Below are 13,539 nucleotides of genomic sequence, written 5' to 3'. Positions count from 1 at the left end.
ACCTTAAAAGCGATAGGCGGCTGTTAGCCTAAAGCGTTGAGGTGCGCCAGGTTCAACCCACACATCTGCGAAAGAGTTAGTATAAAACTCTTCATCAAACAGATTATCTACTGCAACTTTAACCGATAAGTTTTCTACAGGCTCGATTTCAGCAAATGCACGAACCGTGGTGTAGCTTGGTAAGTAGAAGTCAGTAGCGGTTTGACCTAAACGTTCATCCACATACAACAGCCCTGAACCAATACGTACTGGCATGTCAGCCAATGTAAGACCCTTGCTCAACTGAATGCTCAATTGGTTTTCTGGCACGTTAATTAAAGGGTCGCCAGATTCAATGGCTGCAACAAAATTAGCATCCGCCGCATCGTTTGTACTTTCAGCATCTACGAAGGTGTACGACACCCAAAGCGAAATATCATTTTCAAATTCAGCGTTAATGTCTAACTCAACACCACGGCTGCGCGCTTCGCCAGCGGGGGTTAAGAAGAAGCCGTCAGATGCCTCAGGTCTATCATCATAAACAAGAATGTTGCTTTGCTCGATATTAAACACGGCAAAGGTGATATCACCCCGTATATTATTAAACATTGATGTGAGGTCGGCTTTAACCCCGATTTCCGCAGATTTCGATTCATTAGGTTCAAAAGGGTTTCCGGCGAAATCCGACCCCGTCAGCTGACGGAAACCTTCACCGTAGGTTGCGTACACGCTTGTGGTGTCATCAAACAAGTAAACGCCGCCTACTTGTGGAGAAAAGCGTGTGTCGTCTTGTGATGTGGTACTTACAGGTGACGCCAGTCGATTATCAATTTCCTGCTCGAACTTATCGAAGCGGCCACCCAGTCTAACTTGGAAATTATCCGTGATGTTGATTTGGTCTTGGAAATAGATACCCCACGCTTCTTGAACTTCAAAACGGTCTAAATTGTCAGACAATTCCATATCTGGAAGTGGTGAGTAATCCGGATTAAAAATATCGACCACTAAGTACTGTTCTAAGTCTAAGTCGTTAATGTCAGTATCGCTTGAAAAGAATGGCGGGCGATAGCGCAGAATAATCTGGTCATTTTCAAACTTATCGTAGTCAGCACCAATAATCACGCGATGTGATAGCGACCCAGTATCGAATTGTCCCGCTATTTCGCCGCGTAAAACGAAGTAATCGGTTTGGAAATTACGGTAGCGCTTGAAACGAGACAACAAGGCTTGATTAGGATCGATAAACAACGTTTGGCGACCACCAAAGTTATTTTCTAATGCGTTACCCTCGAAAGTGGTATCGCGCAAGCCAGCACCCAAAAGCAGGTTCCATTCGTCAGCAAGTTTATGAGAAATCTCAATTTGATGACCAACCACTTCAGTATCGATGGTGTCGCCATTAGGATCGCCGGTAAAGGTTTCAATTGGCTGGTGGCCCAATTCACCATCGATGGCAACTACGCCACGGTCGAAAGGAATTTTTTGCTCGGTGTATTCAAGTTCGTACGTAACCGTGGTGTCTGCTGATGCTTCCCACGTAACCGATGGATAAAAGCCAAAACGCTCAGATTCTACTGTATCGCGGAAACTTTCAGCATCTTCATAAAAGCCAACTAGGCGTACGCCGACATTCTCAGACGCGCCTGCAACGGTTTGTATATCAGCCTCAATGCGCTTCTGCTCCCAGCTTCCATAAGTGGCTTTAACTTCACCACCTTCACGGAACTGAGGTCGTTTAGTTACCAGATTAATTGCGCCACCCGGCTCTCCACGGCCAAAAAGCGCTGCTTTAGGGCCTTTCAATACTTCTACATGATCGATGCCGGATAGGTCACGAGGGCCTCCAAAACCACGACCTGCATTAAATCCGTTTACCAAAAATCCGCTAGGTAAGTTTTCGTCACCGGAAAAACCACGAATAGCAAAGCTGTTCCAAAGGCCACCAAAGTTATTTTGCCTTGCTACCGAAGCGGACAAGTCTAAAGCGTCGTTAAGGTTGATAGCGCCTGCATCATTGATGAGGCCAAGGTCGATATCCTGCGCTGCGGCCGGGACTTCTTTATATTCAAATGCCCCTTGATACGCACGGTGCATGCCATGAACGGTAATTTTCTCTACATCCGCTTCCGGTTGAATATCAGTGTTTTGCGCATTTGCAGGCGCATTCAAAAGGGTTGCGATAGAAAGGGCGAGGCTAGATTTTACCCAACTAGTCTTCATTAGTGTTTTCCTGTGTCTTTCTTATTTTTGGTGAAAATTGAGGTAGCTGTTTAAAACTGGCCGATGAAAACTCCGGGGCTTCAAACAAGTGATGATAGTAGAACTTGCGTAACGACGCATGAAACTCGCGAACATTATTTTCGTAGTTAACCATGGCTTTAACATCGGTATCAGCCGCATTCGTTAATAAGCGTTGCGTTAACAAAGGCGGGGATAGCAGAGCAACATAGCTTGCAATTTTATCTTTGCGTAAGGTGGAGGCTTGATAAGCCTCTGAAAGTTCCTTTGCCGTTTGGTCGCCAACTTGTTGAAATGCGTAATACCACTTCCAATTAAACGAACTGTCTCGCTGTGGATCAAAGTCGGTTTTATCCGCCCACAGTGGGTGAGTTTCAATAAACGCTTCCCATGTTTGTTCAACAGGTTTGTCCCATGCACTGTTAACGGCTTCTCGCTGCGTGAGCACAATGTCGCCGCCCTCAGGTGTATCAACCGACGCATTAATTATGGTGTGCCCGGTAACTGGCACAATAACCGTTGTGACAAGCCATACGCCTAACATGATTGACGCTAGATGAGTGGCGCTGAAATTAGCAAAACGCTTAGCAGCACCTATAGCAAGCACAATAGCGCTCCAAACAATTATGCTGCCAATGACGATGGTACAAACCGTTACTGTTTGAAACACAGACGCACCATTCACTACACTAAAGGCAATAAACGGAATAAGTGTAACTAGTGCCAAGGGAACCAGGGTTACCAATACGCGTGATGACCAAATAGCATGAGAATTGCGTGCGGTTACATTGAGCAAGTCAAAACGGCGGGCTTCGCGTTCCTTCGCTTTTAAATCGTAAAGGAGCAAAATGATAAACAGAGGCAACAGCACACTGGTAACGAAAGCAAAGTCAAAACGCCCTAAGAAAGCAAGCTCCGGATTGTCTGTATCGCTCTCATAAATCTGACCTTCTAGCGCTAGCATTCTAATACGGTGCTTCCATGGAAACACATCGCGCTCTCCTACGGCAGCAAACGCCAGCGGCGAGGGCGGGGCATAGGTCAAATGAAAGGCGTAATAGGCTACCATGCCATAATTAGATTGGTGAGTAAGGACAGCGTTGCGTTCTGTTTCATCTTTCTCTAACAAGCGCTCTATAGTGGCTTGCTGCTCTTGCATTTCCGAATAGCCAGACCACAACGACAGCGAGCTTAAAAGAAACACGACCAAAAGCGTTAGTTTTATCTGACGATGGCCAAATACGAAACCCGCTTCTCGTTTAATATCATTAAAACGGATCATGGATTTAATCTCCTAACTGCAGCTTGAAGAAGTAGTGCGGTAAGTCCCATCCAAAGCAACAGCTGAATAAAATAAATCAACGCGTTACTAATGCGTGTGCTTCCTGTTTCTGGTTTAAAATCAAACTCTGCTAAGATCGCCCAGTTATCTGCGCCAACTACAGCTTTGTCTGCTGCTTCTTCACTGGCGTTGCGGTTCATATCTAACTTGTAATCGAGCTTTTCAGCGTGAACCTTGTTCAAAGCCTGAACAAACTCAAGTCTTAGCGTTTCCGCTTCCCTTAAAAAGCGGTGGTGTGTCTCGAGGCTAGTTCCCGCAAGGATCGTAGAAATAGAGCGCACCGCAACCGTAGGCGAAAGCCAGCCAAACTGCCGTGCTATTTGGGCTTGTTCCAACTCTTCAGTCATGCGGGTTTCAGCAAACTCATTAAGCACTTTGGCCTGTCGACCTTCGGAGTACTGGGCGACGATGCCCCTGAAATTAACGGGTAAGTCGTCAACTGAATCTACATTGTATTTAGCTAGTAGATCTTCTTTTAACTTTTTGAATGCAGGGTCATTAACGTCATGACCGTCGCCTAAGCTTCTAAGCTTTTCTTCTACTTTGAAGTCTGCTTCAAGCTTGCCTATAGAAGGGGCTATATTAGTGGCAACGCTGCTCCCTAAACGAGGAAGCAACACGCAAGCGCTCATCCAAATAACAACAAGTACGGTGAAGCTAACGCTGCTTTTCTCAAATATGGCTGAGCACGCAGTGACTACCGTGGCCCACAGTAAAAAGTAAACCACATAACTAAGACAAAAGAGTATTACAACAAGTGCACTTTCGTTTGAAAACGCGACATAAAGACAGGCAAGCAGTAGCGGGAGTAAAAATAGGCAGCTAGCGGTTATAAGCGCTAGAAGCTTCCCTAAAAGCAATTGCCAACGCGTAGTGCCTTGAGAAAGCAGTAAGGTTAGCGTGCCGGCTTCTCGTTCACGAGACACGCTGCCGTAGCCAATTAGAATAATAAATAACGGTGCAAGTACCAACGCAAGAAAGCTAGGAGTTAAACTACTAAAGCGAGTAAGCCCAGCGGATTGGCGCTGCTCCGCGAACATCGCGCTGTTTTGTCGGTGGCCTTCTAAAAATATAGCGTTCCCCGTGTAGGTATCGACACCCGGTTCAATTACGCTCAATGGCGTGGGGGCACGAAATACATAGTGACCATAGTGCACCATGCGATGAGGGTGCTTATCGGGCTGTGCCTCAAAGCGTTGTTCAGCTTCTGTTTGAAGGTGGTCTCTGGTGTGCGCAGCCTCATCGATGTGAAAGGCGTTAACTACCAGTGCAGCTATGGTAAGCATAGCGCCTAGCAATAAAACGGTCGCTGCTACTTTTGTTCGCATCCAATAGCGCCACTGTTCAGCACAAATGATTTTAGCAACATTGAGTATCATACATTACGCCCTGCAAACGCTGCGTGAACGGCTTCAGTATCTATTGGCGTTTCGCCAGCACGCTCGAAAGAACCGGTGAGTTTGCCATTACTTAAAAGCACAATTCGATGGGCAACTTGGCAGGCACCGTAAACGTCGTGGGTAACCATAAAAATTGTAGCGCCACCCGCTGCCAGCTCTGACACTAGCGCATTAAATTCGTCGATGGCTGCTGGGTCTAGCCCAGATGTAGGTTCATCTAAAAACAGAACAGGCGCATTGCGCAGTAGCGCCAGGGCAATTGCGGTCTTCTGACGCATGCCTTTTGAATAATTAGATAGCGCTTTATTCCACGAATCTTCTTGAAGTGCGACCTTGCGAAGTGCCGCGAACATATCGTCGTCAGACTTATCGACTCCAGCCACTGACAAGAAATAACGAATGTTTTCTACGCCAGAAAGATGGCCATATAAGGTGACAGATTCGGGTAAGTAGGCAACAGACTTTTGAACTTGGTTTGGCTGGGTAGAGGCATTATGCCCTAATACAGTAGCGCTACCGCTATTTGCCTTCATAAGCCCTAAAAACGTTTTAAGGGTAGTGGATTTACCTGCACCATTTCCACCTAAAAGTGCAAATACTTCGCCTTTTCCTACATTAAAATTGAGATTGTCTAGAAGCGTGCGCTCGTCAACACGCACGGTAAGCGCATCCGCGCATATCACTGAATTTGTTTGCATTGTTTGGAGAAGCTATACATTAGAATTGTGCTGCAATGTTATAATATAACCATCTAAATGGGAATAGCTTTTATTTAGGTGGTATGTGTTTTGCGCTGATTAGTGGCAATCTGCACGTTCGTCACTCAGTATGACGGCGCAGCATATTAAGTGTGCCTATATATATTTAAAACAGTTTAATTAAATTCGTTTCAAAGACTTTTATTTCCGGGCTGTCACAGGAAAATTTATTAAAAATCTGGTCAACGCCAGTTAGCGATAATTCCCTTAAATCCTTTTCTTTTTGACCTGCTAGAAAGCTCGTTAGACGAGCGGCTACGCCCTGAGGTTGCATTTTCCCTATTTTCTGAAATACCCCTGTAAACTCAGGGTTAACCTGATATTTTGTTTTGGTTACGCCGCCATAATGCCGAGCAATTTCTACTCCAAGCAAATTAGTTACAACCATGTCAGGTTGGTAGCCTGTTACATAGAAAGTGGCAGGGGATTCTGACAGGCACCGGCCAAAGCGTTTTTCGTATTCAAAAAGGTATTTTGCGGCGACAGAGTCTTCTATTTTTACCTTCTTATGTAAGTCTGCGACGGCATTGGTCATGTCATTTCCATACCTGCCAAAAAATGCCTTTAAGCCGTCAGCCTTTTTGTTGGCATAAACACGGTTAAAACGCTGTACTAGTGTTTCATCGCCCCGATAAACCGCGTTGAGAAAAGCAGAACCTGGCAGACCATCAAACGGTCCAGTGACAACAGGCAGACGAGCCTCTCTCGCATGATGACTATCTACTGACTTACGTAATTTCGTTTGGTGAGCGGCGGTCCTATACTTTTGTTCTTTCTCTAATCTAACTTTCTCCCGTTTTTTCATTTCGATTTCTTGTATTCTTAGCCGTTCCGCCTTTTTGGCCAATAATTCTGCAGAATCCTGCATACTCTGAGCATGCTGCTTTTCCAATTGTTCATCTGGTACTTGTGCGGCAATCATCAACGTTGTCATTTCCTCTTGCGGTAGAGCAAAACGCTGCCCTTGCTCAAATGTAAGCAGTGACATGAGGTAAGGAGTAGGTGTTTTCCGCTGAAAAATACCATAGGATGGTTTAACGCGATTACGATCGGTTCCAGGCTCTAACTTGAGTAAGTTACGCTCTGCGTTCATAGAGGCTAAATAGAATCGGGGAAGAACAAGACTAACCTGTTCTTTATTACAAGTGTTCCTTAAACGGCTTTTTCGAGTCGACAAAGCCGCGCTACCCTTGTTGTCTCTCAACCGCATGGTGAAAAAACAGGTTTCAGATATTGTAAGATAACCCAGTATTTCGCTTTGCTCATCAGAGCCGGAAAGCCATAAAGCCAGTGCCGCTTGTTCTAATTGTTGCTCTGGTCTGTCTGGTTGGCTAAACCGGATATAACCCTGCCAAGCCCCCATAAATTTGGCGCCGTATTGAGATATAGACAATTCTTTAGCAATGAGATCGTCCACCTGCTTTAGAACAGATTTTCTTTGATCCAAAAATATTGACGCAATTTGGGATAGTGTTTGTGAGTCATGATGGTTATTGTACACATCTTGTAACTGCCACATTAAGCCAGTAAGTGGTTCGTGATACATCTGAGAAATTTCTTGATCTACTAACACCTTTGCACTGGCATTCGCGGCTTTTGGGTGCCAGACAATTTTCAGATTATTCTCGGTATTAACATCAAATTGTCCAGCAGGTAAGATGTCACATTCGGGGTTTTGCAAAAGATAGGTAAGATTATTATCTACGCCGTCCTGATAATAGAGCGAATTTGTGCATTCACCTAAGCCCTTAGGCCCGATTTGGTCTGCTAAAACATAAAAATGGTTTGGTGAAGCGTAGCCTGATGGGAATAAAAATTTTACCACAGCAGTATTCAATACAGCTCGCCACTGCTTCGGTGCTTGTTTTTCCTTCTCTACCAATTTTGCAATTAGTTTAGAGCGTTCGGAAAAATCACTTTTTCTGGTAAGAACACTTTCCTCAGCGTTAATCATTTGCGACAAAAGCGTGCCTTTTACCTTTAATTTACCTCCTGTCAAAGATAGCCCTAGCCCATGAGTTACCTTTTTAAACTGACATCCATCCAAATAGCCTGTTAGCGCACTTTTTTCGAGTAGGTCTACACGCGGCGGGGCATTACGGCCAGGTATTTGAACCTGCCCTTCAACAGCAAAAACACAGCTATCTGTATCGTAAAAGACATAGCCCTGTACTTTACCATCTTTTGTTTGCTCTAATTGCAAAGCGACAGACTTAGTTACAGAGTTGGAGCCTAGTGTTTGAATTTCACCTTCCCAGTTTCCAGAAACGTCGATTTCCTGTCCACCAGAGCAAACAAACGAGATCGTTACCATGCTTAGAGCAGCACACTTCTTGAAATATCCAGTAAGTTTCATTACAAAGCTCCTTCTTCTGTATTAGAACAATAATACATTTTTCTGGTGCTTTTTTAACCACCTTAGAGGCGATTATTCACTTTGCTGTGGAACATTCATCGATGTCATAGTGTTGTCTTGGGTACAGACTTGCGGGTTTAAGTTAAGGCTGAAAGGCGTGCCTTTCGACGTAAGGCCAAATTGTCATGAGCGAATTGCTTTTAATGGACGGGAATTTATTTGAGCTCTATTGTGGCAATTCTGGGGCGATAGAAAATTCCTTGTGTCGAACCTTTGCCTTTTAGTTTTGTCATTTCGAAAATAGATGAAAGCCCCGCAACCACACCGGTTACCTTGGCTGAACCATAAGTGCGAGGATCAAAGTCGGGTTTGGCTCGTTTGAGAAAACTACCAGCAGGACCAACGTTAACCCAACCATCATCATTCTGATATAGCTCCCATGCCTTTAAGAGGGCTGGGATCAGCTCTTCCGCACCATTGGTAGTAACCGCATTATCCGCCTTTGGTGAATCGGTATTTGATACCGGCTCAGCGCCTAAGTTTTCGGTAAAGATAAAATCATCACAGGCATTACGAAATGATACCGGTGTTTTCTTTTCTCCTACACCAAACACAAATTTCTCCGATTCACGTAACCGTGACGCCAGCTTGGTAAAGTCGCTATCACTGGAAACCAATGCAAAGGCATCAATGCGATCGGAGTAGAGTAGGTCCATGGCATCAATAATCATCGATGCATCGGTGGAGTTTTTACCGGTGGTATAGGCAAACTGTTGAATAGGCTGGATTGCCAGTTCATTAAGCGGCTTCTTCCAGTTCTTCAAGGTGTCGGCAGACCAATCACCGTAAGCTCGTTTTATTAGCACGTGGCCGTGCGCTGATATCTCATCCAAAATGGGTGATAGCTTGGCTAACTGTGCATTATCCGCATCAATCAGTACGGCCACTTTCTTATGAACATCCAGGTCTTTCATCTCTATCCTTACTTATTCGGTGTAACGGCATTTTGGAAAGCTGGAACACCCCAAAAACGTATTGCCGGCATTAGGGCCGCGTTTCGCCGTTCTTTCTACTAACTCTTCAGAACATTTTGGGCATACCTTAGGTTTTTCAATAGTTACCTGAGGTGAAACCTGAACACCGTTTACCAATGCCAATAGTTTAGTGCCATCAATCAACTCAATAGATTTGCCTGATGCAAAGTCGATAGCTTGTTGGGTAAAGGTGCCAGAACTAATGATAATACAGTCGTTAGCTTTATGCGCTGTCAGCACGCCAAACATTTCCCGCACCACATTTACACCAACCTTTTGCGTTTTCCATTGTTTGCATTGCACCAAGGTAAGCAGGTCATCTTTTCTAAGCTCTAAATCAATGCCGCCATCGGCACCATATCCGCCTTCAGTTACAAGGTATCCTTGCCTACGATAGGCTTCTGCCACCAGCTCTTCAAAATTACGCTAATGAAGAGCGCGAATAGTATTTATATTGCGTTGCTTATCTAACTGATTAGCTTTTCGGCGTGAATTAAAAAACGCAAACGGTGCAACGAGTAAAATCATTGCGGCAATGAAAGGGGCAGGGATTGCAAACGCGTTAAACACCATGTCAATCATCGGGTTATCGGTTTGTACATTTGGTAACCCATGCGCCAAGGTCACATAGGTAGCTGCTGAAACTATTACCGACACCCACAAGGGTAATTCAACGAGCAAATCTATAAGATTGGATCTGTTTTTAGGCATGTACTACTTCCGTGTTTTACTATTCTCACCGTACACTAATAATTGAAAAGCTTAGGTATTACCGTTCATCAAGAAGTATAAAACTGGCATAACCGGTTTGGTATCACAAACTCTATCACTAAGTTCGCCTTTCAAATACTCACGCTAAGCAATACACTGATTACGATTTGCAAATACTTTCCTCGAGATGGATTGGCTGCCTTACGCCTGAATTACCTTTTCGCGACATTTTTCAATGAAAAGGGGGGGTCACTTATGTCTCAACATGTGGCTATTCTTATTGTAAATATACTCACAGGATATTTGCTCCTAAATAGCAGTAATAGCTATGGCACAGCGCCCCCACCTTCAAAGTCATCATATCTACTTAACGAAGCACTTTCTTATCATAAAGCAGGTGAGCATCGGAAAGCGTTTATCTTATGTAAGGATTTACTCGATAAGTTTAACGGCCTAAAAGTGTATAGATTAGCTGCAGAGCTGGGCCATATCGAAGCACTGCACTACATTTCAGAAATTTATAAGAACGGTGAAGGTGTTGCCGTTGATCATGTGAAATCAATTTCATATTTAACAACTGCGGCTGAGCTTGGTGACGCCGTCGCTGTTTGAAGCACTGGTTAGCGACAGTAAATCATCTCCTACCTCAACAACTAGTTTAGTAAACCCGATAATTGCCAAGAAAGAGCATTGCAGCAAATTTCAGATTGCTCGGTTAGCTTTAATCAAGAGTTTGGTACTGGTGAAGTTTATAATATCGTTATCAACTGCCGAGGAGGGAAGAAGGCAAGAGCTTGCGATAAGATAGCTTACATGGCCTTTTACGCATTTATTAAAACTTATAGAGATTAAGTTACTGAATTTATGCAATAAAAAAGACGTCCTAGGACGTCTTAGTATTTGAAAGTGGTGGAGCTGGCGGGATTTGAATTAGGGAGTTATTTATTTGAATTTTATAAACTTACCTGATCCAGCTTTGTGGTTTTTGTTACATTGGTTGTTACAATGACTTCCTGCTTAAAAGGCATCTGAGCCGCCGTCCTGAAATTAAATTTAATGAGTTAATCACTCGAGATTTCATCATATTCTTTCTCTATCAACTCTTCTACCAATTCGTTTAGCTTCATTCCTTTTTTTGCTGCCAATCTGTCTAACTTTAGCTTAACTTCTTCACGAAGTATCATGTTACAGGCTTTTTTACCCTTGCGGTTATCCCGCAACTTTTTCTGGTTCCAAGCTTTATTAAAATCGCTTAGAAAAAGTCGCTTTGAGTCATAATGAGCATCCCAAGAGTCATATGCGGCTAATATAGCGAGATACAGCTCATGATTTCCCGTAGGATTGAGACTTCCAATATCAGTACGTTCGCAAACCTGATGTTTATGAAAATATTCCCAGGACCATCGACATTGAATTTCATCACTTTTATTTAACCAAGGAAAAGGCTTACGAGCGGAGTAAATTTTCCCCCACTCATGCCCAAGATATTCAAGTAGCTGTTTTTGCCAGTTAAGCGGTTGCTTAACATAATCAAAGAATTTGATAATTAGTTCGACTCGTGCATCGTGGCTAGAAGGGCTTAAATTTAGGCCTAGTTCTATGTAACGGAAAGCAATTGGTTCGTTAGAATTATAAAATCGGATAGGATGCAACGGACCAGAGTTGTAAGAGCAATATACAATTTTCATCCAAACAAAGTAGCAAGCACGTTCGTCCGTCTTTATCCATGCAAAATCGTCATACGGCAGTATATATTCCTCTGCTTCTTTCAGAAGAGTTTGCAAGCTTTCTTGGGTTTGCATTTTCCCCGGGGATTTTTGTGAGAGTACGTCATAGAGAATCTCTTCGCCTTCCTTAGCTGTATTGACTCTGTCGGGTATTTTCCATCCGTGCTGACACATTATTCTTAAGCCGGACTCAATTACCCGCTTATCTGGTTTAGTGTTTCTTGGCCGAAGAACTTTAATAACTCACCTGAATTACTTAGTAGTATTATTAGTACTCATATAGTAGCTATGTTGTAAAAATATACAAGAGATAACGTTTTAATATAGTATTTATATAGAGTTTAGTATCTTCATTAATAACCTATGATGTAAGGGGCCGAAGCTATATCTTAGTGCTATGTAAGTTAATTTAAGGTGAAAACTACAAATGTCATACTCGATCTAAACGGATGTTAGAGTTTTCTGACTTCCCCAATTTAGTATCGCAGCAGGAAAGTCAAACGCACTGTAATGATCCTGAAACTTATAACTAAAATTTAATTTTAACTAATGCCCTCAATCCCATGAGCAAACACAGGAGACATTGCCATGAGATTGATTAGATTAAACGAAGTCCTGCACTCAACTGGACTAAGTCGGTCCACTGTATACAAATACGTGGCTGACAATTTGTTTCCCAAACCGGTGTCTTTGGGAGATCGAGCCGTAGGCTGGGTTGAACAAGAAGTGAATGATTGGTTATCTGCACGTCTATTTGAGCGTGACCACGGCTTAGAGCCATTGAGTATACGCGCAGAGGAATTGCATTAGTCAGCCAGAATAATGCCAAAAAAATGCTGGGCAATCCCCTTTCTTGCCTGTAGCAGCCATCTAATGTCGGAGTAAAGCACTAACCCAACGAGCTTTATTTTACTAGGTTTATATCAAAAGCATCTACGCATATCAGTGAGCTGCAGTGTCGGTAAATAGATATATATAAAAAGACTAGCGCTACTCTACCTGAATATAATCAGCTTACTTACCTTAGAGTAGTAGTGAATGTAGTTAAAGACTATCCCAAATAGTCTTTAACTATTGAATATAGAGGGTATAGCTATAACAGATTTAAGACTACATAGTCATACTAGCTAGTCGATTCAACGCTTGTTATACACAAACCCGTATAGTCACACTCGCTTCAATAGAAGATACGACTCTACTTAAATCATATAGTGCAAATCTTATGGTCGGTATCAGTTCGAAGCTTTGGTATGAACTCCTTAATTCCCTTAGGAGATTCCATGAATCCAAATAACACCCCTTATACTTCAAGCCAGCTTATCAAAGAGGAAAAACATCAAGGCTATTCTGTGCTTACAAGCAAAGGTGACCTGGCGCAGGTGCAGATGGACGCAGCCATTAGCGTCATCGAAGGTTTTGTTCAGTGGCACCCTCGAACTCTCGCAATTCGTGTTGATCTAAGATACCCCTCTTCTTACAGTTTGGAGGCTCAGTGTTGTCGCGGTGCAATGCGTAGTTTTTTTGAATCACTAAAGAGTCAGATAGCAGCAGAGCGTCAGCGAGCAACTAAAAAGTCTACAATTCAGCGAGCTCATGACACCAAGATAGGTTACATATGGGCAAGAGAATATGGTCAGCAATCACATCGACCTCATTTTCATGTTGTTATCCTGCTTAACCGTGATACCTACCGAGCATTGGGGAAGACTGACATACAGTGTGACAATTTGTATAGTCGCATTGTAAAAAGTTGGGCTCGTACACTAGGAATTAGACCTGAGGAAGCGGTTGGTCTTGTGCATATTCCAAATAATGCCATTTACAGAGTAAATGAAAGCGAGCCTGAGACTATTCATGTGCTCATTACGCGAACAAGTTATCTTTGTAAATTGGAAACAAAAAAATTTAGTAATGGCGAACGTACCTTTGGTACCAGCCGAGCTCTAAAAATATAATAGTAGGTGTGTTCGGATTAGTTGACTGAGACGTGAATA

The 13,539-nt window shown here is 43.3% G+C and carries 10 protein-coding genes and 1 pseudogene; 3 read left to right on the top strand and 8 right to left on the bottom strand.

Features of this window, described 5'->3' with window-relative positions:
• Nucleotides 1–3 precede the first annotated feature (3 nt).
• From V7R42_RS00570 to V7R42_RS19930, 7 genes and pseudogenes are all read right to left on the bottom strand, one after another.
• Nucleotides 4–2,199: a TonB-dependent siderophore receptor gene (locus V7R42_RS00570; protein WP_334018315.1), complete on the bottom strand. Its 2,196-nt coding sequence runs from the start codon at nt 2,197–2,199 to the stop codon at nt 4–6.
• The gene (locus V7R42_RS00565; protein WP_334018314.1) at nt 2,189–3,499 is read right to left on the bottom strand and encodes a DUF3526 domain-containing protein; all 1,311 of its coding nucleotides are present in this window, start codon (nt 3,497–3,499) and stop codon (nt 2,189–2,191) included. The genes V7R42_RS00570 and V7R42_RS00565 overlap by 11 nt, the downstream gene beginning before the upstream one ends.
• Entirely contained in the window at nt 3,496–4,938 is a 1,443-nt protein-coding gene (locus tag V7R42_RS00560; protein WP_334018313.1) for an ABC transporter permease, read from the bottom strand. The genes V7R42_RS00565 and V7R42_RS00560 overlap by 4 nt, the downstream gene beginning before the upstream one ends.
• On the bottom strand, nt 4,935–5,657 hold the full coding sequence (locus V7R42_RS00555) for an ABC transporter ATP-binding protein (protein ID WP_334018312.1): 723 nt from the start codon (nt 5,655–5,657) through the stop codon (nt 4,935–4,937). Before V7R42_RS00555 ends, V7R42_RS00560 begins: the two co-directional genes overlap by 4 nt.
• A gap of 166 nt (nt 5,658–5,823) precedes the next feature.
• A complete protein-coding gene (locus V7R42_RS00550) occupies nt 5,824–8,073 on the bottom strand; it encodes a hypothetical protein (protein ID WP_334018311.1) in 2,250 nt (749 codons plus the stop codon).
• A gap of 215 nt (nt 8,074–8,288) precedes the next feature.
• The gene (locus V7R42_RS00545) at nt 8,289–9,047 is read right to left on the bottom strand and encodes an NYN domain-containing protein (protein WP_334018310.1); all 759 of its coding nucleotides are present in this window, start codon (nt 9,045–9,047) and stop codon (nt 8,289–8,291) included.
• Nucleotides 9,048–9,059: 12 nt separating this feature from the next.
• A pseudogene (locus tag V7R42_RS19930) lies at nt 9,060–9,818 on the bottom strand (DUF2034 domain-containing protein).
• Between the two features lie 255 nt (nt 9,819–10,073).
• Here V7R42_RS19930 and V7R42_RS00530 point away from each other — a divergent pair.
• A complete protein-coding gene (locus V7R42_RS00530; RefSeq protein ID WP_334018308.1) occupies nt 10,074–10,430 on the top strand; it encodes a hypothetical protein in 357 nt (118 codons plus the stop codon).
• A gap of 449 nt (nt 10,431–10,879) precedes the next feature.
• Here V7R42_RS00530 and V7R42_RS00525 read toward each other — a convergent pair whose 3' ends face one another.
• Nucleotides 10,880–11,719 carry a hypothetical protein gene (locus V7R42_RS00525; protein ID WP_334018307.1) on the bottom strand — a complete coding sequence of 280 codons (840 nt, stop codon included), beginning with the start codon at nt 11,717–11,719 and terminating at the stop codon, nt 10,880–10,882.
• Nucleotides 11,720–12,133: 414 nt separating this feature from the next.
• Between V7R42_RS00525 and V7R42_RS00520 the strand changes: the two genes are divergently transcribed.
• Together V7R42_RS00520 and V7R42_RS00515 are read left to right on the top strand one after the other, a co-directional pair.
• Nucleotides 12,134–12,355, top strand: coding sequence for a helix-turn-helix transcriptional regulator (locus V7R42_RS00520; protein WP_334018306.1), 222 nt, complete (start codon nt 12,134–12,136; stop codon nt 12,353–12,355).
• A 470-nt stretch (nt 12,356–12,825) separates the two neighbouring features.
• Nucleotides 12,826–13,500 (top strand): inovirus Gp2 family protein, encoded by a 675-nt coding sequence (locus V7R42_RS00515; protein WP_334018305.1) that lies wholly within the window; start codon nt 12,826–12,828, stop codon nt 13,498–13,500.
• Nucleotides 13,501–13,539: the final 39 nt, after the last annotated feature.

Origin of the sequence: Alteromonas sp. S015 (assembly GCF_036864485.1) — a bacterium.
GTDB lineage: Bacteria > Pseudomonadota > Gammaproteobacteria > Enterobacterales > Alteromonadaceae > Alteromonas.
Note: the sequence above shows the minus strand (reverse complement) of the source record. Positions and strands in the feature narration are given on the sequence as shown.